This window comes from Staphylococcus condimenti, assembly GCF_001618885.1.
Lineage (GTDB): Bacteria > Bacillota > Bacilli > Staphylococcales > Staphylococcaceae > Staphylococcus > Staphylococcus condimenti.
The window spans coordinates 190,264-214,629 of the sequence record NZ_CP015114.1 but is presented as its reverse complement, the minus strand read 5'-3'; the positions used below and the strand labels follow the sequence as shown (position 1 = coordinate 214,629).

At 33.9% G+C, this 24,366-nt stretch carries 23 protein-coding genes, 1 riboswitch and 2 other annotated features (1 of these 26 only partly in view); of the genes, 2 read left to right on the top strand and 21 right to left on the bottom strand.

The window, feature by feature from the left end; all coding sequences use genetic code 11:
* Positions 1-198: a binding site (T-box leader), on the bottom strand (it extends 17 nt beyond the left edge of the window).
* A 58-nt stretch (positions 199-256) separates the two neighbouring features.
* On the top strand, positions 257-817 hold the full coding sequence (locus tag A4G25_RS01145) for a DNA-3-methyladenine glycosylase I (RefSeq protein ID WP_047131853.1): 561 nt from the start codon (positions 257-259) through the stop codon (positions 815-817).
* 37 nt (positions 818-854) lie between these two features.
* The gene (gene pcp / locus A4G25_RS01140) at positions 855-1,496 is read left to right on the top strand and encodes a pyroglutamyl-peptidase I (RefSeq protein ID WP_047131854.1); all 642 of its coding nucleotides are present in this window, start codon (positions 855-857) and stop codon (positions 1,494-1,496) included.
* Between the two features lie 41 nt (positions 1,497-1,537).
* Here the strand turns inward: pcp and A4G25_RS01135 are convergent, their stop codons facing one another.
* From A4G25_RS01135 to A4G25_RS01035, 21 genes are all read right to left on the bottom strand, one after another.
* The gene (locus A4G25_RS01135) at positions 1,538-2,614 is read right to left on the bottom strand and encodes an AbrB family transcriptional regulator (protein ID WP_174531715.1); all 1,077 of its coding nucleotides are present in this window, start codon (positions 2,612-2,614) and stop codon (positions 1,538-1,540) included.
* Between the two features lie 147 nt (positions 2,615-2,761).
* A complete protein-coding gene (hemL, locus tag A4G25_RS01130) occupies positions 2,762-4,051 on the bottom strand; it encodes a glutamate-1-semialdehyde 2,1-aminomutase (RefSeq protein ID WP_047131855.1) in 1,290 nt (429 codons plus the stop codon).
* Position 4,052: 1 nt separating this feature from the next.
* Positions 4,053-5,036 (bottom strand): porphobilinogen synthase, encoded by a 984-nt coding sequence (gene hemB / locus A4G25_RS01125; protein ID WP_015900520.1) that lies wholly within the window; start codon positions 5,034-5,036, stop codon positions 4,053-4,055.
* Positions 5,033-5,722, bottom strand: coding sequence for a uroporphyrinogen-III synthase (locus A4G25_RS01120; RefSeq protein WP_047131856.1), 690 nt, complete (start codon positions 5,720-5,722; stop codon positions 5,033-5,035). Before A4G25_RS01120 ends, hemB begins: the two co-directional genes overlap by 4 nt.
* A gap of 26 nt (positions 5,723-5,748) precedes the next feature.
* A complete protein-coding gene (gene hemC / locus A4G25_RS01115) occupies positions 5,749-6,675 on the bottom strand; it encodes a hydroxymethylbilane synthase (RefSeq protein WP_047131857.1) in 927 nt (308 codons plus the stop codon).
* A gap of 31 nt (positions 6,676-6,706) precedes the next feature.
* On the bottom strand, positions 6,707-7,531 hold the full coding sequence (gene ccsA, locus A4G25_RS01110; RefSeq protein WP_047131858.1) for a cytochrome c biogenesis protein: 825 nt from the start codon (positions 7,529-7,531) through the stop codon (positions 6,707-6,709).
* A gap of 22 nt (positions 7,532-7,553) precedes the next feature.
* Positions 7,554-8,891 (bottom strand): glutamyl-tRNA reductase, encoded by a 1,338-nt coding sequence (gene hemA / locus A4G25_RS01105; RefSeq protein WP_047131859.1) that lies wholly within the window; start codon positions 8,889-8,891, stop codon positions 7,554-7,556.
* A gap of 270 nt (positions 8,892-9,161) precedes the next feature.
* Positions 9,162-9,749 (bottom strand): ribosome biogenesis GTP-binding protein YihA/YsxC, encoded by a 588-nt coding sequence (gene yihA, locus A4G25_RS01100; protein ID WP_047131860.1) that lies wholly within the window; start codon positions 9,747-9,749, stop codon positions 9,162-9,164.
* Between the two features lie 150 nt (positions 9,750-9,899).
* On the bottom strand, positions 9,900-11,162 hold the full coding sequence (gene clpX, locus A4G25_RS01095) for an ATP-dependent Clp protease ATP-binding subunit ClpX (protein WP_047131861.1): 1,263 nt from the start codon (positions 11,160-11,162) through the stop codon (positions 9,900-9,902).
* 370 nt (positions 11,163-11,532) lie between these two features.
* Positions 11,533-12,855 (bottom strand): trigger factor, encoded by a 1,323-nt coding sequence (gene tig, locus A4G25_RS01090; protein ID WP_047131862.1) that lies wholly within the window; start codon positions 12,853-12,855, stop codon positions 11,533-11,535.
* 164 nt (positions 12,856-13,019) lie between these two features.
* Positions 13,020-13,958: a hypothetical protein gene (locus tag A4G25_RS01085; RefSeq protein ID WP_047131863.1), complete on the bottom strand. Its 939-nt coding sequence runs from the start codon at positions 13,956-13,958 to the stop codon at positions 13,020-13,022.
* Between the two features lie 15 nt (positions 13,959-13,973).
* The gene (locus A4G25_RS01080; protein ID WP_047131864.1) at positions 13,974-14,585 is read right to left on the bottom strand and encodes an NUDIX domain-containing protein; all 612 of its coding nucleotides are present in this window, start codon (positions 14,583-14,585) and stop codon (positions 13,974-13,976) included.
* Between the two features lie 146 nt (positions 14,586-14,731).
* Positions 14,732-15,088: a 50S ribosomal protein L20 gene (rplT, locus tag A4G25_RS01075; protein WP_015900530.1), complete on the bottom strand. Its 357-nt coding sequence runs from the start codon at positions 15,086-15,088 to the stop codon at positions 14,732-14,734.
* Between the two features lie 107 nt (positions 15,089-15,195).
* On the bottom strand, positions 15,196-15,396 hold the full coding sequence (rpmI, locus tag A4G25_RS01070; RefSeq protein ID WP_015900531.1) for a 50S ribosomal protein L35: 201 nt from the start codon (positions 15,394-15,396) through the stop codon (positions 15,196-15,198).
* 30 nt (positions 15,397-15,426) lie between these two features.
* A complete protein-coding gene (infC, locus tag A4G25_RS01065; RefSeq protein WP_015900532.1) occupies positions 15,427-15,954 on the bottom strand; it encodes a translation initiation factor IF-3 in 528 nt (175 codons plus the stop codon).
* Between the two features lie 22 nt (positions 15,955-15,976).
* Positions 15,977-16,116, bottom strand: a sequence feature (ribosomal protein L20 leader region).
* Between the two features lie 57 nt (positions 16,117-16,173).
* A complete protein-coding gene (locus tag A4G25_RS01060) occupies positions 16,174-17,661 on the bottom strand; it encodes an amino acid permease (protein ID WP_047131865.1) in 1,488 nt (495 codons plus the stop codon).
* 93 nt (positions 17,662-17,754) lie between these two features.
* Positions 17,755-17,929, bottom strand: a riboswitch (Lysine riboswitch).
* A gap of 58 nt (positions 17,930-17,987) precedes the next feature.
* A complete protein-coding gene (thrS, locus tag A4G25_RS01055) occupies positions 17,988-19,931 on the bottom strand; it encodes a threonine--tRNA ligase (protein ID WP_015900535.1) in 1,944 nt (647 codons plus the stop codon).
* A 322-nt stretch (positions 19,932-20,253) separates the two neighbouring features.
* Positions 20,254-21,177, bottom strand: coding sequence for a primosomal protein DnaI (dnaI, locus tag A4G25_RS01050; RefSeq protein WP_047131866.1), 924 nt, complete (start codon positions 21,175-21,177; stop codon positions 20,254-20,256).
* Positions 21,174-22,595 carry a replicative helicase loading/DNA remodeling protein DnaB gene (locus A4G25_RS01045; protein ID WP_047131867.1) on the bottom strand — a complete coding sequence of 474 codons (1,422 nt, stop codon included), beginning with the start codon at positions 22,593-22,595 and terminating at the stop codon, positions 21,174-21,176. The genes dnaI and A4G25_RS01045 overlap by 4 nt, the downstream gene beginning before the upstream one ends.
* A 2-nt stretch (positions 22,596-22,597) precedes the next feature.
* Positions 22,598-23,071: a transcriptional regulator NrdR gene (gene nrdR / locus A4G25_RS01040; RefSeq protein ID WP_047131868.1), complete on the bottom strand. Its 474-nt coding sequence runs from the start codon at positions 23,069-23,071 to the stop codon at positions 22,598-22,600.
* Between the two features lie 155 nt (positions 23,072-23,226).
* Positions 23,227-24,249 (bottom strand): glyceraldehyde-3-phosphate dehydrogenase, encoded by a 1,023-nt coding sequence (locus A4G25_RS01035; protein ID WP_047131869.1) that lies wholly within the window; start codon positions 24,247-24,249, stop codon positions 23,227-23,229.
* Positions 24,250-24,366: the final 117 nt, after the last annotated feature.

The following is a 24,366-nucleotide window of genomic DNA, read 5'->3' as shown; positions in this document are numbered from 1 at the left end:
CGTGGTACCACCTAAATTCAACATAGCATCTGCTATGAAGCACTTATATTGATTAACGCTCAATTTACGCTTTATCCTACTTTGTTTCAAATAAAGATCCTAGCGGGCTACCTTCAGCAGTTTTATTATACATTTTCACCAACCATGTACTCTCTATCAAATAAAAGACTGCATACTCTTCCCGATTTCTATTATTCACTTACTTATTTATAGTATAATAGAACTACAAAATAAGTCAATGAGGTGACAAAAAAATATGACAGAATGCGCTTTTGGAACAACGGATCCAATCTATAAAGAATATCATGATAAAGAATGGGGACAACCGCTTCATGACAGCAGAAAACTTTTTGAATTAATGGCTTTAGAGTCTCAACATGCAGGACTTTCTTGGCTCACTATTTTAAAAAAGCGCCCTGCTTATCGTGAAGCTTTTTACCATTTTGATCCTGAAAAAATTGCCTCTATGACAGATGAAGATATCGATAAACTCATGGAATTTCCGGGGATTGTCCATTATCGAAAGAAATTAGAAGCCATTGTGAGTCAAGCTAAAGGCTTTCTTGAAATCGAAAAAACACATGGTAGTTTCAGCGAGTTTTTATGGTCTTATGTTAATCACCAGCCTATTGATTTAAAATATAAAACAACAGCTGATCGTATCACTGTAGATGAGCGTGCTAAACAAATGTCTAAGGATTTAAAAAAATATGGATTTAAATTTATGGGACCTGTAACGATGTTCTCATTTTTAGAAGCTGCCGGTTTGTATGATGCCCATTTAGAAGGCTGTTCTTTCAAACCGACCCAATATTAAATATATGAATACAATCAATTGAACGAAGGTGAAATTAATGAAAATTTTAATTATAGCTTTTGATCCGTTTGGCGGAGAGAAAAAAAATCCTGCTTTAGAAGCTATAAAATTATTACCAGAACATATTAAAAACCATCAAATCACAAAATTAGAAATACCTACAGTTTTTCATAAATCTTCTGATAAAATAGCTGATAAATTAGAACAAGAATATTTTGATGCAGTTATTGCAATTGGACAAGCTGGGGGTCGTTTTAACCTGACACCTGAGCGTGTCGGCATTAATATTAATGATGCCCGTATTCCTGATAATGAAAATAACCAGCCGATTGATATACCTATTCAACAAGATGGTGCACCTGCGTATTTTTCTAACCTGCCTGTCAAAAAAATGACTCAGGCAATTAAAGATGCTGGTATTCCAGCTGCTTTATCCAACACCGCAGGTACCTTTGTATGTAATCATATTCTTTATCAACTTGGATATTTACAAGCTACAAAATATCCTGATCTACAGTTTGGATTTATCCATGTTCCATTTATTCCAGAACAAGTAATCGATAAACCTGATAAACCTTCTATGTCCTTAAGCAGTATTGTAACAGGATTAGAAGCTGCGATAGGTGTCATTTCTGAAGACAATCAAGATATTAAAAAGGCACTAGGTGAAATTCATTAATATAGAAAAACTGCCTCTTTTCAATTCAGAGGCAGTTTTGTTTATTTTTTGGACGAACGTTCTGTATAGTTCAAGAAATATTTTATCGCTGGTGCAATTAGGAATAAGATGAAAAAAATTCTGAAGATGTGGAAACTAGAAATAATCGCTACATCTGCATGTGTTTCTAATGCGACAAGTACAATTTGGCTCATTCCTCCCGGTGCGGCACCTAAGAATAAATCATTTAACGACATGTGGTTAAATAAATGAACAAAATAGACCATGACGAACGCACATAAAATCAGCATGATATTTTGAAAAGCGATTGCAATAGCAACTCTTCCTTTCAAATCACTTAATAATTTAGAAATTTGAATTCCGATTCGAATCATATAGGCAACTTGTGCACCTGCAATTAGATAATTGTCTAAGGTAAATGTAGCATTCGTAATCATATTCCAAGCAATTAATACTACAATAGGAGCTAATAATTGCTTAGTTGGAAAATTAATTTTATCCATTAAGATATAAACAACTGCTACAGCTACAATTAAGAAGACGATTTGCCAAATTGAAAGTGCTTCGCTGAGCGGTTTTAATTTTACCGCTTTTGCCGCCCCGCCTGTTGAACTTCCGCTAGACATAAAATATGAAAGCATCGGAATTAAAATCACCACAAATATAATACGTGAGGTTTGCGTCAGACTTACGACTAAAATATTTGCGCGTTTATCTTCTTCAGCCATGATTAACATTTGACTTAAAGCGCCTGGTATTACGCTTAATAACGCGGTTTCAGTATTAACACGTGCAATCTTTTTAAAGAAATAAGCAATTAAGATTGCTAACACTAGCAATAACACTGTAACTAAAATAATAGAAAACCAGTTTTGTGCAATATCATTGACTACTGTTTTGGTAAAAGTTGAACCAATTTGCACCCCGAGCAATATCAGTCCAAGTTGGCTGATCCAAAATGGCCATTGTATATCTAATTTAAATACTCTGATACATATAATGCTGGCAATAATTGGACCAAACATAAATGGCAGCATGATATGCAAAGCTGAAAAAATCAAACTAATAACTACTGCTAATAATAAAACAATCATATTATTAAGCCATTTTTTATTCACTTTTATCACTATCCTTAAATCGCCGACTTCTCTTTCGATAGGTTAATGATAACATTTTTCATTAATTCTCGTTACAAAATTGCCCAAAAATAAAAGTACACACCTAATGGTATGTACTTTTATAATTTTTCGAGTTATTTTTATTAATTAATTATTAGTTATTCTTTCAAAGGCTTTATCAAATGCTTCGATTGTACGTTCAATATCTTCTTTTGTATGTGCTGTTGATAAGAAAGTACCCTCAAATTGAGATGGTGGTAAGAAGACACCTTCTTTAGCCATTTCACGATACATTTCAGAGAATAGTTTTAAATCACTTTTATTCGCTTGTTCAAAGTTAGTCACTGGTCCATCGTTTAAGAAATAACCAATCATAGAACCTGCTCTATTTACTGTCATTGGTACATTATGTTTTGCAGCTACTTTTTTCAATCCTTCTTCAAGCAAATCTCCTAATTCATTGAAATATTCATAGCTTTCTGGCGTTAATTGGCTTAATGTTTCATAACCACTAGTCATTGCTAATGGGTTTCCTGATAATGTACCTGCTTGATAAATTGTACCAACAGGAGCAATTTTATCCATGATTTCTTTTTTACCACCGAATGCACCTACAGGTAAGCCGCCTCCAATAACTTTACCTAAGCAAGTTAAATCTGGAATGACGTCAAAATAACCTTGTGCACAGTTATAACCTACTCTGAAACCAGTCATAACTTCATCAAAGATTAGTAAAGAACCATATTCATTCGTAATATCGCGTAAGCCTTGTAAGAAACCTTCAACTGGCGGTACAACACCCATGTTTCCTGCAACAGGCTCAACGATAACTCCTGCAATATCGTCACCATACAATTCAAAAGCTTTACGAATAGCATCTAAATCATTGTAAGGAACAGTAATTGTACTTTTGGCAGTGCCTTCAGGTACTCCTGGAGAATCAGGTAAACCTAAAGTTGCGACACCAGAACCAGCTTTGATTAATAATGAATCACTGTGACCATGGTAGCAACCTTCAAATTTTACAATTTTGTCTCTTCCAGTATAACCACGAGCCAAACGAATTGTATCTTGTGTAGCTTCTGTACCAGAAGATACCATTCTGACTTTTTCAATAGAAGGAACGCGATCTATCACTAATTCAGCAAGTTTGATTTCTTCAAGTGTTGAAGCACCAAAACTTGTTCCTTTATCAACTGCTTTATGCAAGTTTTCAATTACTTGCGGATTTTCGTGTCCTAGAATTAAAGGACCCCAGCTTAGTACGTAATCAATATATTCATTGCCATCGATATCGTAAATTTTTGAACCTTTACCATGATCCATAAAAATAGCTGGCATATCTACAGATTTAAATGCACGAACGGGGCTGTTTACACCACCCGGCATAAGTTGTTCTGCTTTTTCATAGGCTTCAATAGATTTTTCGTAACCCATTTTAATCCTCCTTCTTATCTAAATAACGGCAGATATCTTTAGAGAAATAAGTAATAATCATATCTGCGCCTGCACGTTTCATAGAAGTCATTTGTTCCATCACGATTTGTTCTTCATCAATCCAACCTTGTAATGCAGCAGCTTTAGTCATGCTGTATTCCCCGCTTACATTGTAAGCAATAACTGGAACATTAGTTCTCTCTCTTACATCTCTGATGATATCTAAGAAACTTAATGACGGTTTCACAATCATCATGTCTGCACCTTCATGCAAGTCACTTTCAAGTTCTAATAAAGCTTCACGACGATTTGATGGATCCATTTGATAAGTTTTGCGGTCTCCAAAAGATGGTGTTGATTCTGCAGCATCACGGAATGGACCATAGAAACTTGAAGCATATTTAATGCCATAGCTCATAATTGGAATATTATAGTATCCTGCTTCATCTAAACCTTTTCTGATTTCTGTGACGAAACCATCCATCATATTACTTGGAGCGATAATATCTGCGCCCGCTTCAACTTGAGAAACTGCTGTTTTCACTAGAAGCGGTAATGATTTGTCATTATCAACATCATGAGTATGTTCATCAATTAAACCGCAATGACCATGATCTGTATACTCACATAAGCAAGTATCAGCAATTACTAACATATCTGGATATAATTTTTTAGATTTACGTGTTGCTTGTTGAACAATACCTTCATGCGCATATGCACCAGTGCCTACGGAATCTTTTTCATTTGGAACACCGAAGAAAATGACAGCTCTGATTCCTAAATCATAAGCTTCTTTCAACTCTTCATCCAAACGGTTCAAGCTGATTTGATAAATACCTGGCATGGAAGGAATTTCTTCTTTAACGTCATCTCTTTCCACAACAAATATTGGATAAATCAAATCTTCTTTTCTAACGTGATTTTCTCTGACAAGGCTACGGATTGTTTTATTTGCACGTAGTCTTCTATGTCTATCAAAACTCATTTACGATTCCTACTTTCTTTAATAATATTTAATAATCCATCAATCGTTTGTTCTTCAGCTATTTTTGCGGTATAACCATATTCTGCTATTTTCTCAAAAGTAGGCTTACCAATTGCATAATAATTATAATTTGAATCAAGATTCAAGTTTTTAGCTTCTTTGAAAAAATAATCTGCTGCAGAAGAACTTGCAAATGCTATGCCGCTTGCAAGATTTCTTTTCAGTAAAGAAATGGCTTGTTCTATATTTTCATTGTAAGCCTCTGGTTTATATAAATCTATTTTAGTGACCTCCGCATTTTTTTCTTGAAGTTTAGTTTGTAAATATGGCCGTGCAGCTGCACTGCTAGGAATAATAATTCTGTTTCCTTTATTCACTTCGAACTCCTTTATAAACCCTTCTTGAGAAAAATTTTCAGGGAAAAAATCAACAGATATTCCAACTTGATTACAGTAATCTTTTGTTTTTTTACCAATAGCAGCGACATGATCAACTTTTAATTGTTGAAAATAATCACTAAAATATTTCACAGCATTTTTAGATGAAAAGATAATCCAGTCATAATGATAATTTAATAACTCTTCGTCAAAGGACAAGGTTCTTATTTTTATAAACGGAAGATGGATAATATCTTCATAATCACTTTTTAAATTGCTGGATTGCGTCATAATCACTGGCGCCTGCATTCGTAATCAACTCCGATGTTTATGAATTACGACTCTTCATTCAGAGCATCAATAATTTCTTTTGCACCTTGTTCTTTTAAAATGTCGCTGACTTCTTTGCCAAGTTCAACAGGATCATTTCCAGTCACAGTTTGCTCAAATCTTTCTTTTCCATCTGGAGACATAATTAACCCAGTAAAAGTCAAACGACCATTATCATCAACTGTCGCATATCCTCCAATCGGAACTTGACAACTTCCGTTCATTTCTTTTAAGAAAGTACGTTCAGCTGTTACACATTCAGCTACTTGTTGATTATGAACTTTACTCAATAAGTCTAGAAGTTCTGTGTCATCACTTCTGCATTCTATACCAAGGGCTCCTTGCCCGATAGCCGGTACAAGTAGTTCAGGATCTAAATATTCAGTTACAATATCATCTGACCAACCCATTCTGCGAAGTCCAGCTGCAGCTAAAATGATAGCATCGTAGTCTTCAGTTTCTAATTTACTCAAACGCGTATCAATATTACCCCGAATCCATTTAATTTCCAAATTAGGATATTTCGCTAGAATTTGTGCACCACGTCGTAAAGAACTTGTTCCAACAATACTTCCATCCGGTAAATCTGCTAATTGAACATGATTTTTCGAAATAAATGCATCAAATGGAATTTCTCTATCAGGAATACATCCTAAAGTTAATCCATCTGGCAATTCGCTTGGCACATCTTTTAATGAGTGAATGGCCATATCTATTTCGTGATCGAACAACTCTTGTTGGATTTCTTTCACAAATAAACCTTTACCGCCAACTTTAGATAATTGTTTATCTACGATACGGTCGCCCTTAGTTACTATTTCCTTTATTTCTATATCTAAGTCAGGTTCTACTTTCTTTAATCTTTCAATAAATTGACGACTTTGCGTCAATGCTAATTTACTTCTGCGCGAACCAACCACAAGCTTACGCATAAATATTCCTCCAATTCAATCTGGTCATTCACTAACCAAAAAAGTTTGGGAAGTGAGAGATAAATATTAAGTTAAACATACTGAACATATATATCAACATATTAAACAAGACTTGGTTTAAGGGACTTACCCATTTTTTAGTACGCAAAATTATATATACGGCATAACAAATCATTAAAATAATTGATGAAATGACTTTCGGATCAAGCAAAATTGCTAACCCTATTGTTTGAAAGCCCCACTGTGCACCTAAAATCACACCGATAATCAAAATAATTAAACCGATGAGTGTCGAATAAAACATCATTTTCTCTAGGTTGTACACACTGCCTATTCTAAAATACTTTTGGTCAAAATGCTTCTGTTTAAGGTTACGATATTGAAGTACATACAAAGCACCGTTAACAAACGCTAAAGAAAATAATGCATAACTGATAATAGCTAGTGATACATGAATAATTAATAATTCATGATTCACATTAAATTCAGCATGTTGAATAAACGTTTCATTCGGTCTGAAAGTATGAATAGTCATAACAACAAAGCCAATTGCATTGAACAAAAATATTGAGAAGTCCAGTTGTTTAACAACGCTGATAACTATCGAAATGGATAATATCAGCCAATTTAAAAAATAGAATACATCAAATACGGAGCCTAGAGGCACCGATTGCACACTATTCACATATAAAGACAAAGAGATTGTTTGAAACAACCAAACAATCCCCAATGTATAAAAACCTAACATTCTAATTTTATGATTCTTCTTAAAAAAATCATAAAAATAGCAAGAAATACTGAGTAAATATATCAGCAACGTTACTTCATGGAAGCGTACGAAAAATATATCTTGCATATCATCACCATACTAAGGCTGTTTATTCAAAACCTAAAATATGTCTTGCCGAGAGTTTTCGTTCTTTTTTCGCTAGACTCTTTTTATATTCACTTTCAGCTTCGATATCGAAAATGTTTTGAAACAGCTCTAATTTTTCACTGCTATTCTTATCGTTACTCAATTCTTTTGCCTGTTTAATAGGGTCTTTCAACATTTGATTGATAATACTTTTAGTATGTTTAGAAATCACTTTACGTTCACGTTCGCTTAAATCCGGTAATTTTCGGTCAATACTATCCATAGTATCTTGTTGAATATGCATTGCTTTTTCTCGAAGTGCACGGATTACAGGAACAACGCCCAACATATTAACCCAATCATTATGTTCATTAATCTCTGCTGGTATTTGTTCAGCAATTTGATCTGCAGCTGCTTGACGTTCTCTTAAGTTAGCATCTACTAAACCTTTCAAATCATCTATATCATAGCTGAATACATTCATATCTGATTCAATTGCTGGATCTATATCTCTAGGTACCGCAATATCTATTAACACCATAGGCTCATGACGACGTTGGTCTAAAACATTATTCATCATTTCTTGAGTAATTACATAATTTTGTGCACTTGTTGAACTGATTACAATATCAGCGTTAACAAGTAATTCATTTAAATTACTTAAATCTGCATATTGTGTTTGATGTTTTTCAGCAAGTTGCTGTGCACGTTCTTTAGTTCTGTTCACAACTGTAATATTATCGATTCCAGCACCCAACAAGTTAAGCAATGAAAGTTCGCTCATCTCGCCTGCTCCTACAATTACAGCATGTTTTGATTTTAAGTTTCCAAATACTTTTTTAGCGAGTTCTACCGCCGCATATGAAACACTGACTGCATTATCAGCAATATCAGTTTCATGGTGCGCACGTTTTGCGAAAGTAATCGCTTGTTTGAACAAATGATTGAAAATTGTTCCAGTCGTACCTTCTTCTTGAGCTATAAAGAATGCATCACGCATTTGGCCTAAAATCTGTGTTTCCCCCAACACAATAGAATCTAGTCCAGCAGTGACTCTAAATATATGTTCTACAGCTTCATCCCCTACAAAAGCTTCAGACATCTCTTTGATTTCATCAACTTCTAAACCGAACTTACGTGCTAAAAAGCGTTGGATATAATAACGTCCTGTGTGTATTTGGTCAGCAACCGCATAAACTTCTGTGCGGTTGCAAGTTGATAAGATAACATTTTCTAAAATCGATTTAGTTTCGAATAAATCGAGATGCGATTCACGTATGGCATCAGCTTTGAAAGCAACTTTTTCTCTAAGTGCTACATCAGCGGTACGATGGTTGATGCTTATCGCAATTATATGCATTTATAACGCCCTCCATACTATTGACAATACTATAATTATAACACACATGATTAAGCCATAAAGATATCAATACATATTAATTATAAATATTCTAATCTAGCAATTTTTCTATTCATATTTTCGACAAAATTAGGGTATTGCTACTTTAAAAATTCAAAAAAGCGCCATATTTTTTAAATGAAATAAAGTTTTGGCTTCACTTATAATAGTATTTCCCTGATTCACGAAAAATAACAGCGTCTTTTTTATAATATTATCATGTAATAATTATTATAAATATCTTTCTATGGTATCCCAAATAACTTGCTGATTTTTATTATTTATTGAAGAATAACTGATAATTGCATCTTCCTCTTCAAGTTCCAATTTATCTTTTATGTTTTTTAAGTGTTTTTGGACTTTACCTTTTGCTATTTTATCTTCTTTAGTTGCAATGATTAAAACAGGCAAATCATAATACTTTAAGAAATCATACATAAGAATATCGTCTTCAGTTGGGTTATGTCTGATATCAATTAATTGAATAACCAGTTTTAATTGTTCACGTTGAGTGATATATTTTTCAATCATTTTACCAAATTGTTCACGTTGCTTTTTGCTTACTTTTGCATATCCATATCCAGGAACATCTACAAATATCATTTGATCATCTATATTATAAAAATTCAAAGTTTGCGTTTTTCCAGGTTGCTGTGAAGTACGTGCCATATTTTTACGTCCTATCATACTATTGATAAAAGTAGACTTTCCTACATTTGAACGTCCAGCTAATGCAACTTCATCTAAATGTGTTTCAGGATATTGCTCTGGTTTGACTGCACTGATCAATAATTCAATATTATTTGGATTAACTTTCATGTTTTCCCTCTTTTCTATTTATCTTTCTCTACATTGTCGCGTTATATTATATCAGATTTCCATACGCTATTGATATACTTCTAAAGACAAAAAAATACACCTCGAATCACTCAGTATTGAGTAATTCGAAGTGTAAGTTTAATTAATCAATTAAGCTGAAGTTTTTTCTAAATTAACTTCGTTACCTTCAGCATCATATAGTTCCGGATTAGCTTCATTATTAATTGTATTATCTGTAATAACAACTTTTGCAACATCATCAGATGATGGAATATCATACATAATTTCAATTAATGATTCTTCAATGATAGAGCGTAATCCACGTGCACCAGTTTTACGTTCGATTGCTTTTTCTGCAATTGCAGTAAGCGCTTCTTCTGTAAATTCAAGTTCTACATGGTCTAACTCTAACATTTTTTTGTATTGTTTAACTAATGCATTTTTAGGTTGAGTTAAGATATTTTTCAATGCAGCAATATCTAATGTTTCTAGGTTTGCAACAATTGGGATACGACCAATAAATTCTGGGATTAATCCGTATGATTGCAAGTCTTCAGGACGAATGTGTTCAAGTAAAGCACTTTCGTCATATTTTGCTGCTTCATTGCTTGCAAATCCGATTACCTTTTCACCTAAACGACGTTTGATAACTTCATCAATACCATCAAACGCACCGCCTAAGATGAATAAGATATTTGTTGTATCGATTTGGATAAATTCTTGGTTTGGATGTTTACGTCCACCTTGTGGCGGAACACTTGCAGTAGTTCCTTCAAGAATTTTAAGCAATGCTTGTTGTACACCTTCACCAGAAACATCACGTGTGATAGATGTGTTCTCAGATTTACGTGCAATTTTATCTATTTCATCGACATAGATAATACCTTTTTCAGCTTTATCAATGTCAAAGTCAGCTGCTTGAATTAAACGTAATAAGATATTTTCAACATCTTCACCTACGTAGCCTGCTTCAGTTAGGCTTGTAGCATCTGCAATTGCAAATGGTACATTTAATGTTTTAGCCAAAGTTTGTGCTAGCAATGTTTTACCACTACCAGTTGGTCCGATTAATGCGACATTACTTTTTTGCAATTCAACTTCATCATCTTTTGGTCCAAGTTGTTGAATACGTTTATAGTGATTATAAACAGCAACAGATAAAGATTTTTTCGCTTTATCTTGGCCAATAACGTAATTATTAAGTTGATCCATAATTTCTTTAGGAGTCGGTAAGTCTGTAAATTCTTCTGTAGCTGTTTGCGCAAGCTCTTCTTCTACAATTTCTGAACATAATTCGATACATTCATTACAAATGTAGACACCACTTCCAGCAACAAGTTTTTTAACTTGGTCTTGGTCCTTACCACAGAATGAGCATTTTAATTTTTCTTCATCTTCATTGAATTTGAACATTATTTTTTACACCCCTATTACATAAAGACTATACTAAAACACTCTCAATGTTGCAATTGATGTGTTTATAACCTTTATAAATAATACTAAACTTTCACCTTATCATACAAACTTGGGTAATAAAGTTTCTATAAAGGCGATTCAGTATATATGTCTATTTTATTTAAATCTTGTGTCCTTGATATATTTCTCATATTCCGAATATATCATGAATACTAACTTATGCAACAAAGTTGCTTACAAACACTATAGCACAAGTAATTCTAAATCGAAATTATTCCGATTATAAATCAACTGTAGAGGATGAGATAGCAATTGAATAACTATCTCATCCTCTACATGTTTAATTATACAAATGATTCTTTATAGATTATTTATCTTCAGATTCTTCTTCAGTAGCTTCTGAAGCTTCCACTAATTTAGCATCATCTAATAATAAGTCGATTACTTTTTTAACACGTACATCGTCTTTTACGATATCTGTGCTTCCAAGTGTTTTCTTAATATCTTCAACAGAGATATTGAATTGAGTGCTCATCGCTTCTAATTCTTTATCAATGTCTTCTTCAGTAGCTTCAACTTCTTCTGCATTAGCAATTGCATTTAAAGTCAAGTTTGTTTTAACGCGTTCTTCAGCGTCATCTTTCATTTGTTCTCTTAATTGAGATTCATCTTGACCTGAAATTTGGAAGTAAGTTTCTAGATTTAAACCTGATTGTTGAATACGTTGTGCAAATTCTTGCATCATACGATCCAATTCATTGTTAATCATTGCTTCTGGAATGTCTACTTCTGCATTATTTACTGCTTTATTGATAGCTTCTTCTTTTTCAGCATTTTCAGCGTTGACTTTCTTTTCTTCAGATAAACGTTTACGAAGATTTTCTCTGTATTGTTCAACATTGTCAGCATCAGAATCTAACTCATTAGCGATTTCATCATCTAATTCTGGAACGTTTTTATATTTGATTTCATTGATTTTAACTTTGAATGTAGCTTCTTTACCAGCTAATTCTTCAGCATGATATTCTTCTGGGAATGTAACTTTAACGTCTTTTTCATCGCCAGTATTTAATCCTACTAATTGTTCTTCAAAGCCAGGAATGAACATGCCTGAACCGATTTCTAAATCGTAACCTTCAGCTTGTCCGCCTTCAAATTGTTCACCATCAACATAACCGTCAAAGTCGATATTAACAGTGTCGCCTTCTTCAACTGAACCATCTTCTTTGATTACCATTTCAGCTAAATGACCCAAACTGTGGTCAATTGCTTCTTGTAATTCTTCGTCAGTTAAATCAGCATTTTGTTTTTCGATTTCAAGACCTTTGTATTCACCAAGTTTTACTTCAGGTTGAACAGTTACAGTTGCATCGAATTTTAAATCTTTACCTTTTTCGATTTGATTTACTTCGATTTCTGGTTGATCAACTGGTTTAATACCTGTTTCTTCGATAGCTTCGCCATAAGCTTCAGGAAGCAAGATGTCTACTGCATCTTGGTATAAAGCTTCTACGCCAAAACGTTGTTCGAAAATTTGACGAGGTACTTTCCCTTTACGGAAACCAGGAATGTTGACTTGTTTTACTACTTTCTTGAATGCTTGATCAATTGCTTGATCTACTTTTTTAGCTGGAACAGTAACTGATAATACGCCTTGGTTACCTTCCTTTTTTTCCCATGTTGCTGTCATGTATAAAAACCTCCATGATAATCCTATTTTAATTTTTCAACTTCATCATTATAGCATACGTATAATACGGTTACAAACGTTGTGATTAGCGTGTTTAACCATGATTACACACAAAATGGATAAAGTGACTATTGCTCTACAATATTTATCAATTACCCTATTTTTTATTTAATATTCTCTTGTACTTTCTCAATCCAATTATTTACTTCTTCATTAATGTTTTCAGTTTCAACGAATTTTAAATTCAACATTTTTTCAATATATACATAAAAACTGTTGACCCAATCCTTTATAGAAGCAACATTTTCTATTTCTAATGGATATAATGCAATTGAAAAGTTTTGGAGCATTTGCGCGATTTCACTGCGTAATTGGTCTCCATAGTTACTTTCAAACCTTTCCATTACATTAGGAATTACTTGTTGTGTAAAAGCTGCATATTCAAGTCCCGGCAATTGGTCAGGTCTGACATTAAATTCAACATCATATTTTGTAAACTGAATTTCATTATTATATTGACCTTTTTTCAAATACTCTAAGATAATCGTTTGAACATTTGAGTGGTATTGCTGTGAGGATAATAAGTCAGCAAATGTATCTGTAAACCCATATTGTCCTTCATGCATCAAATCAAAAATCAAATATAACTGTTGGTCTATCTTTAAGTTTGAAAAATCTTTCATTCTTGCAATATAACGTTTTTTATTTTCATTTAGCTGCATCTGAGCATCTTCTTTAATAGGAAACAATTGCATGCGTATATTATGATCTTTAACTTGATCAATGATTTGATTAAATACTTCTACACACTCAAAATATTGTCCTAAGCCATGTAAACTCGTCATATAATAAACCATTAATCTATCATAAGCATCATAACCTTGTTTCAATAATATGATTGCTTCTTCACGTAATTCTAAATATTGTTCCATTCGCAACAACATTTCACATTTCAGTAAAGCAAGTTCAGTTGTTAATTCAAACTCTCTTTCATAATTCATGAAAGCATCATACATTTGTTCATATTTTTCTTGTTCGAAAAAAGTTTTAATATCTTTGATTAACTTTTCATTGTTTTGCGGAAACGGAATGATATCTGACATTGATTACACCTGCTTTTAATTAAATGCTTTCAGTATTAAGGCACTCCATGTTTCAAAGTCATCATAGTTTTCAATACGTCCTTGGTGCATCCAGTTGATTTTAAGTGTATCTGTTTCTTTAACTTCTACATTTTCAGTATCAACACGAATTTTAAATACGATACCTAAATGCACCTCACCTACTTCATTCGTATCATCGTTGATAAACCCTAAATATTCCATATTTTGAGTTTTACTTGAACTTAGTCCGATTTCTTCTTCTAATTCTCTTTGTGCATTTACTCGTAATACTTCATTGACATTTTGTGCATCTAATACATCATTCATGTGTCCACCGACACCGATAGAAGATTGTCCGTGCAAACGCTCTTCACCGCCGCCTGAAAGACGTTCATATACTAATGTTTCTCCTTTTTCGTTTTCTAAGAGGCAATAAGAAATGAGTTGTTTAAATGCTGGATCTTCTTCCATATCCCCTCGACGTTTAACTTCATACTGATCGAGTGTATCAAAGATCTTTTCACCCACCGGATCATTTTTAGATAAAAATCCATTAAATGCATTTTTCTCATGATTAAAAACAATTTCTCTTGGAACTACAATAATTTTTTCATCAAATTTAGACATCAGTTTCTCCTTTATTCTTTTGTTATGTACTTGCTTGTATTTTATCAAAGATTTGAAAATACAGTAAAGACGAAGTCATTGTCTTCAAATAAAAAACACTCAACCATCGAATTTCTATCAATGATTGAGTGTTTTTTAAGATAAGCTTATTTTAAAGCAGCTTTTGCTTTTTCTACTAATTCACCGAAAGCTTTGTCATCTGAAATAGCGATTTCAGAAAGCATTTTACGGTTGATATCGATATCAGCTTGTTTCAAGCCGTTCATCAATTTAGAGTAACTCATACCGTGGTTACGAGCTGCTGCATTGATACGTGTAATCCATAATTTACGGAAATCACGTTTTCTTTGACGACGGTCACGGAATGCATATTGACCTGATTTCATTACTTGTTGTTTTGCTGTTTTATATAAAGTACGTTTTGCGCCGAAGTAACCTTTTGCTAATTTGATTACTTTTTTACGACGTGCTCTTGTTACTGTTCCACCTTTAACACGTGGCATATTGAATTCCTCCTTGGTTATGTTAATAACACTTATATTTTAATTAATTATGACGAAAGCAACCTTTATTGAAAAAGCTGTTGCTTTTTTATTTCTGAATTACTCAATTATTTTTTGTAAGCTAATAATTGTTTTACACGTTTCATATCACTTTTAGAAACTAAGCTAGCTTTACGTAATTTACGTTTTTGTTTAGTGCTTTTGTTAGCAAATAAGTGAGATGTGAAAGCTCTTGAACGTTTTAATTTACCAGAAGCAGTTCTTTTAACACGTTTAGCTGCTCCGCGGTGTGTTTTCATTTTAGGCATAATGAAATTCCTCCTGTAAAATTATAAAAATTATTTTTCTGCTATTGGTGCAAGCATGATAAACATTTGACGACCTTCCATTTTAGGACGTTGTTCAACTGTAGCGATATCTTTACATTCATCAGCAAATTTCTCTAATACACGTTGACCAATTTCCTTGTGTGTAATGGCACGTCCACGGAAACGAATTGAAACTTTACATTTATCGCCTTTGTTTAAGAATTTACGTCCGTTTTTCAACTTAGTTTGGAAATCATGTTCCTCAATAGTTGGGCTGAGACGAATTTCTTTAACATTGATAACTTTTTGTTTCTTTTTCATTTCTTTTTCTTTTTTCTGTTGCTCGAATTTATATTTGCCGTAGTCCATAATACGAGCAACAGGAGGTTTAGCATTTGGTGCGACAACTACTAAATCTAAACCTACACGTTCAGCCATTTCTAATGCTTCACGTTTTTGTTTTACACCGATTTGTTCACCGTCTTGACCAATGACACGAATTTCTCTTGCGCGAATTCTTTCGTTAACTTGCGTTTGATCCTTTGCTATGGTTAACACCTCCGTTATATTTACGAAATATTCCAAGTAAAAAGAGCGGACACAGAAGTGCCCGCTCTTTCTCCATTACTCAACATGATAAGATTACCACGTTGTATTGGACCTGCCAACAGCTTTGATGCGTCGCTACAGGTGAGAAGCGGGAAGCTTCTACTTGGTTCGTTTCGTATTCAACGTATATAATCATATCAACTTAGAATTATAAAGTCAATCATTTTTTTATTTAAATTGGCTCATGTCCACATCTTGACGTAAATCTACATCTTTTAAAGGGATTTTTTTAGTTCTATATCTTAATTTATGATAGATAAAGAATGCTAAGAATACTGGAATTCCCATATAAGTGATGAGGAAACGATTAAAATCAAAGTTACCAGTTTTGATGAAATCTACATCTTGCCCAATAATTACAATCACACATAAAACACCAGCAAAAATCGGTCCGAACGGGAACCATTTTGCTTTATATTTCAATTCATGTTTATTATAGTTCTGAACTTTAAACGCACGTCTGAATCTATAATGACTGATTGCGATACCGACCCAAGCTATAAATCCAGTCATACCACTTGCTGCTACAATATATTCATAAGCGCCTCCGCTTAATTTTTGTAATAAGAATATAGCAACCACAACAATACCTGTTGCTAATAATGCAATAAACGGCACACCGCTTTTAGAAGTTTTTCCAAATACATCTGAAGCTAATTTATCTTTACTCATAGAATAAAGCATTCTTGTTGATGCATACATACCAGAGTTACCAGCTGATAATACTGATGTTAAGATAACAGCATTCATAAATGAAGCAGCAAAAGCTAAACCAGCATTTTTAAATACCAATGTAAATGGTGAAGTCGCAATATCATCACCACCACCCATTAAAGCTGGGCTTGTGTAAGGTATAATCATACCAATTACAAAGATAGCTAAGATATAAAACAGTAAAATTCTCCAGAATACTTGTTTAATAGCTTTCGGCACAGCGCGTTCAGGATTTTCAGATTCCCCTGCTGTAATACCAATCAATTCAGTACCTTGGAATGAGAACCCTGCAATTAAGAATACACCGAGTATTGAAAGTAAACTTCCTCCGAGACTTCCGCCAAGGATCGGACCTTCACCTGAATTAAATGTTTCAAATCCGATAAATTTACCGCCCATGATACCTAAAATAGTTAAGATACCAATAATAATAAATACAATAACTGTTACTACTTTAATTAACGCAAACCAATACTCACTTTCGCCGTAAACGCGAACTGATAAAGAGTTAAGCGCAAATATAATTAATAAGAATAAAATACTCCAACCCCATGCGGGCATACTTTTCATTGGTGACCAATATTGAATAACTTGTGCAGCAATTGTTACATCAGCTGCTACTGTAATAACCCAGTTAAACCAATAATTCCACCCTAAGGCAAACCCAAGTGATGGGTCGACAAATCGTGTTGCATACGTACTAAATGAACCTGAAACAGGTAAATACGTAGCCATTTCTCCTAATGAAGTCATTAAGAAGAATACCATTACACCAATAATCGCATATGCCAACAGTGCTCCTAGTGGTCCTGCATCATGAATTGCTCCGCCAGAAGTAACGAACAAACCTGTTCCGATACATCCGCCTATCGCAATCATGGAAATATGACGATCTTTCAGGCCTCTTTGGATGCCTGCATCTTGACTGCTTTTGTTTTCCATAAACGTATCCTTTCTTAGGATTAGAGGCTTGCAATTAAATAAAAAACAATGGTTGCAAATTCTAAGATATGCAACCATTGTTCGACTTTATAAATATACGGTAGCACATCACATTTTGTGACAGTCCAGCTCCTATTCGGAAACTGTCCCAATATACAATAGTTATGGTTATTATATATTTCGGCATCTTTGCCTTTGACTCATTCAACATTCGCTCCATATAGCTTCTGACAAGTTAATCATCAAAGATGCAACCTCTAACACTTTTTTTAATATTTATTCAACTACATTGTAATATACCTTAAACAATCATTTATTTCAAGGTCTTAATTTTGTCTTTGTTTTTTTAAACGAATTTCATCTACTAAATTCCAGATAAACTCATCTTTTTCTACAGTTTCTTGATCTTTTGAACCATATTTTCTTACATTAACTTCATTATTTTCAATCTCTTTATCACCAATTACAAGTTGGTAAGGAATTTTGTGCATTTGTGCTTCACGGATTTTGTAACCCATTTTTTCATTACGATCATCAATTTCAACACGTACACCTTGAGATTTCAATTCATCTTGAATTTGTCTTGCATAGTCATAATGCAAATCAACATTTACAGGGATGATTTCAACTTGTTTTGGCGCCAACCAAGTTGGGAAAGCACCTTTTGTTTCTTCAGTTAAGAATGCTACAAAACGTTCCATAGTAGAAACTACACCACGGTGAATAACTACAGGACGGTGTTCCTCTCCATCTTTTCCGATATAAGCCAAATCAAATCTTTCAGGTAATAAGAAATCAAGTTGTGCAGTTGATAAAGTTTCTTCTTTACCCATTGCAGTTTTAACTTGCACATCAAGTTTCGGGCCGTAGAAAGCTGCTTCGCCAATTGCTTCTTCATATGGTAAGCCCATTTCATCAACCGCTTCTTTTAACATTGATTCTGCTCTTTCCCACATTTCATCATCGTCAAAGTATTTTTCTTTATCTTCAGGATCACGATAACTTAATCGGAAGCTGTAATTTTCAAAACCAAAGTCTTCATATACATCAAGAATCAATTCAACAACACGTTTGAATTCTTCTTTGATTTGGTCTGGTCTTACAAAGATATGAGAATCATTTAAAGTCATACCGCGAACACGTTGAAGTCCAGACACAGCACCACTTGCTTCATAACGATGCATTGTACCTAATTCAGCAATACGAATAGGCAATTCTCTGTAAGAATGCGGTTTGTTTTTATAAATCATCATATGATGCGGACAGTTCATTGGTCTAAGTACCATTTCTTCTGTTTCATCTAACTTCATCGGCGGGAACATGTCGTCTTGATAATGATCCCAGTGTCCAGATGTTTTATAAAGTTCTACATTTGCCATAACAGGAGTATAAACATGGTCATAACCAAGTGCTACTTCTTTATCAACGATATAACGTTCAATTTCACGACGAATTGTAGCACCGTTCGGCAACCATAATGGTAACCCTGCACCTACAAGCTGGCTGTTCATAAACAAGTCTAATTCTTTACCGATTTTACGGTGGTCACGTTCTTTACGTTCTTCTAACATTTTTAAGTGTGCTTTCAAATCTTTTTTATCGAAGAAAGCAGTACCATAAATACGTTGAAGCATTTTATTATTACTGTCGCCTCTCCAATAAGCGCCTGCAGTTGATAATAATTTGAATTCTTTAATTTTAGAAGTTGACGGGACATGCACTCCGCGACATAAATCAGTAAATTCACCTTGTGAATATAATGTCACTGACTCATCTTCAGGAATCGCATCGATTAATTCTAATTTATAAGGATCATCTTTAAAGAATTCTTTTGCTTCTTCACGACTCACTACTTTGCGTTCAATTTTATAATTTTCATTCACAATTTGTTTCATTGTTTTTTCGATTTCAGGGAAGTCATCAGAAGAAATTTTAACATCTGTATCAAAGTCATAATAGAAGCCGCCATCAATAACTGGTCCAACTCCGAATTTAACATCTCCATACAAACGTTTTAATGCTTGTGCCATTAAATGAGCAGTAGAATGACGTAAAACTTCTAACGCTTCATCACTGCCAGGTGTCACAATTTCAATTGAGCCATCTTCTTCTAATGGTCGAGTTAAATCCACCATTTTATCATTGAATTTACCAGCTACAGCTTTTTTACGAAGTCCTGGGCTGATTGATTGAGCAATTTCCTCAGTAGTAATTCCTTTGTCAAACTCTGTACTGTTTCCGTCTGGGAAAGTAATATTGATTTTATCCATTCATAAACGCCTCCAATATATAATCCTCTACGTAAAAACAAAAAAACCTCCTCCCTAATAAAGGGACGAGGTTATCGCGATACCACCCTAGTTCAGACAAATACATGATTCCCGCATGTATTTATCTATCTCTGCATAAGATAACGGTCTTGAGCCGGATATTCATTACGAATATCGATATCAACGAGGGAGTAACGAATTGCGTTGATAATTGCATTCTCATCAATAGCAATTTTCTGTGTATCAAGAAGCCATTCATCTTATCCTCGATTTTTTACGTTAATTCAGATTTATCTTTATTATAACTCATTTTTTCAAAATTTCAATCGTCACGATAATTCTCTCCAACAAGTTCATATGGAGTTGCTAACGATTTTATACGTTCCATAATTCTAGCAGCTTTGGTCTCTTCTGCGCCATTACGCGTTATAGAAAGATGATGTTCAAGTGCATTAAAATCTAAATTTGAACTGAACAACGTGGGAAGTTCATGCACCATCCGATAATGAAGTAATGGTCCGATGACTTCATCTCTCACCCACGGCGTCACTTCTTCAGCACCAATATCATCAAGCATTAATATATTCGCTTCTCTGATTCGCTGCAATTTCTTTTCGTAAGAACCATCTTTGAAACCATTTTTCAAAGTACGAATAAATTCAGGCAAATAAACAATGGTCGAAGGTATTTTTTTTGATTTCAATTGATTGGCAATAGCACCTAAAATAAAAGACTTGCCTGTACCAAATGAACCATAAAGATATAATCCCTTCACATTTTCTTTTTCTGCAATCACATCTTTACAAAACTTATCAGCTACCATTGCAACATTCAATCTATCCCGCTTATCCATATAAATATCTTTTAATTTAGCATTCAATGTATCTCTTTGCATATGATGTGAAGTAATAAGATGTGCTTCTCTTTGTTCTTCATCATGTTTGATCTTGCATGGACACGGTAAATATTTGATTTTAATACGACCGTTTTCAATATAAAGTTCAGGTACATGACCTTTTACAAAATTCGGACAGTCTGCAAAATCATGACCATCATAGTGTTTTTGCTGGTCTTTATATTCTTGTAAAATATTCAGATCCTCATCAATCATTCGATTCGTTAACTCTGATTGATGCGTTTCTAAAAATTGTTTTACATCTGGATCATTAATGACATCTTTCTTGATTTTTTCAAACCTTTTTTGAAAATCAGGAGATGTCTGCATTATATTACTGAACCGCTTCATTCGTCATCCTCCTTCCATGTTTCATTTAAATGTTTTAAAAAGTTCGCTCTATCTTGAGCTAAGCTTTGATCATCAGAATCAGATTGCGTTTCGTTTTTTTTGCCGCGTCTTTTTTTATGATCTCCTCTAATCAACCACTCTGGCGTGATTTCTTTTGATACCACTTGCTGACCATAATTTTTAAAGTTACGCTGACTATTGTTTTGTTTCGCTTTACGTTGTTTTTCAGCTTTTTTCATTTCTTTTACGTGATGATATGCTTGTTCAGCAGATGCCAATTCTTTCTTTTTCCAATTAGAAGCAATTTCTTGAATATATGACTTTGGTAATTGCATATCATTATTTAACATGACATATTGAAGCAGCATGTTGATAACCCCAAAAGGTAATTGTTCACGTACCATCAAATCTTCAACCATATACTTTTGTTTCAATGTAGGCTCAGATTTAGACCAACTTGCTAACATATCAATTGGACTTGTTGTGTCCATTAATTCAAACCAGCTCTCAAACTCTTCTGGCGTTTGCGGAGCTTTGGTTAATTCAACAACTTCTTGTTTTTGTGTATTAGTAGACTGCAATTCAACTTTAGACTCTAATGACGGTAATTGATTTTCATGTTCAATTGCATAGAAAGAACGTGCTTGTTTTCTTAATTCTTCATAAGAAATACGCTGGCCGCTCGTTAAAGATTTTAAAATCAATCCCTTCATTCCTTCTGGAGTGATGCCATATAAAACAGCAAGTTGAGTAATAAGACCCTTGGCTTGTTCTTCAACGATTTCTGAACTGACAAAGTGGTTGCTTAATAATTGATATAGCGTCTCAAAATCAAATTGAACTCTGTCTAGATTGATACCTTTGTATGAAGCAGTTTGTTTAATATTATTTTTTTGAACATCATCAAAAGCTTGGTTAGGTACTTTAAAAACATCAATGAAATTTCGTGTTACTTCTTGATAGTCGCTTAAATTCATTTGTTGTTGTTCAAAATATCGTCTCAATTGATGAAAGCGGTTTTTGTCCACTTCTTTATAAAGATAGACTGAAAGCATCGGATCATTAAAAAACTGCTTAGGTGTAGGCGGCTGAATCAATTCGTATACAAAATGAGAGTTTTCTTTACCGTGTTTGACGAAAGTTTTAATTAACCCGATTGCTTCTAGCAGGTTCATTTCTTCACGAAAATCTCCTAAATTGATTTTCAGTTCGCTCATAATGACATAATGGCTTATTGATTGATTAGAATCTAAATTCGCAAATTGTGATAAGTAGTGGTATATACCAACAGCTTGTGTTCCGATTAAGGGTGTCATCAATCGATTCAATACTTCTAACTGCGTTTCAGATAATTTATCAGGTTGAAGTACATTGAACGGATCTTGCGGTCGAATACCGAAATCATCTTGACTAAACATGATTAATTGTCACTCCGTTTGTTCTTTTCTTGCAATATACCTTGCATAGATTCGAGTAACTGATCAACATCTTTAAATTCCTTATAAACTGAGGCGAAACGGACATACGAAACTTGATCGACATGCATCAATAAATTCATTACATGTTCTCCTATTTCTCTAGAAGATACTTCTGCTTGGCCTTCATCTCGCAAACGCCATTCTACTTTATTGGTAATATCTTCAAGTTGCTGATAACCGACTGGACGTTTTTCACATGAACGAACTAGCCCGTTTAAAATCTTATCTCTTAAGAATTGCTCGCGTGTGCCATCTTTTTTGACAACAATCAGCGGGCTCATTTCTATATGTTCAAATGTTGTAAAACGTGTGCCGCAATTTTCACATTCTCGTCGTCTACGGATTGCATTAACTTCATCTGCATGTCTGGAATCAACTACACGAGAATGTGTTGAATTACATTTAGGGCATTTCATTCATTTTCACCTCTCATATTAATTATGCCTATTATACTATAATCTTTCTTCACACAAAAGAAAGCGAAACATTTATGATTGATTGCACTAAAAAACCAGCTGATTGGAGCCCTACTTCCAATCAGCTGGTGAAAATTTATGAAATTAACTCGCAATTAAGCTGTTGCTTTTTCTTTAGTATTTAATAATTCGCCGATTTGCACTGCAATATCAACAACACGGTTTGAATAACCCCATTCATTATCATACCATGCGATAACTTTTACTTTTTTATCATCCATAACCATTGTTGACATTGAATCAACAATTGCAGAATTAGGGTTTGTATTAAAGTCTACTGAAACTAACGGTTCATCTGAAACAGCTAAAACACCATCTAAATCAGCATCTTCAAAAGCTTTATTAACTTCTTCTGCTGTAACATCTTTTTTCAAATCTACAACTAAATCTACTAATGAAACGTTTTTAGTCGGTACACGTAATGCCATACCATGCAATTTACCTTCTAATTCCGGTAAAACTTCTTTAAGCGCTTTAGCAGCACCTGTTGAAGTAGGAATAATGCTTTCGTTGCATGAACGTGCACGACGTAAATCTTTATGAGGATTGTCAATGTTTTTTTGATCATTTGTAATTGCATGTACAGTTGTCATCAAACCATTTTCGATTCCAAAGTTATCATTCAATACTTTTGCAACTGGACCGATACAGTTTGTAGTACATGAAGCATTACTGAAAATGTCATACTCTTCAACATCTAGGCTGTCATCATTTACGCCTTTAACAACCATTTGAACATGACCGCCTTTTGATGGTCCAGTCAATAATACTTTTTTAGCGCCAGCATTGATATGTGCAATTGCTTTATCGCCGTGGTTGAATTTTCCTGTAGCTTCTATGACAATATCGATATCTAAATCTTTCCAAGGTAAGTTTTCCGGATTACGGTCTGAAACTAATTTAATATCATGACCATCGATACGAATGCCCTCTTCAGTTGGCTCTACCTCACCATCATATTTACCATGAGTCGTATCGTATTTTACTAAATGTGCAATTGTTTCTGGAGGATAGCTCGCATTAATAGCTACTACGTTTAAATCATCATTTTTAGAAGCAATACGCAGTACCATACGTCCTATGCGTCCCATTCCGTTAATTGCAATATTCGTTGTCATAAAAAGCACCCCTCGTTTTTATATGTGTTATACTTTATGGAATCAGTATAGCATAATCGCAGAAAAATGAAAGCGTTTTACAAAAATAAATAAAAAAATTACTTATCATTTACGATA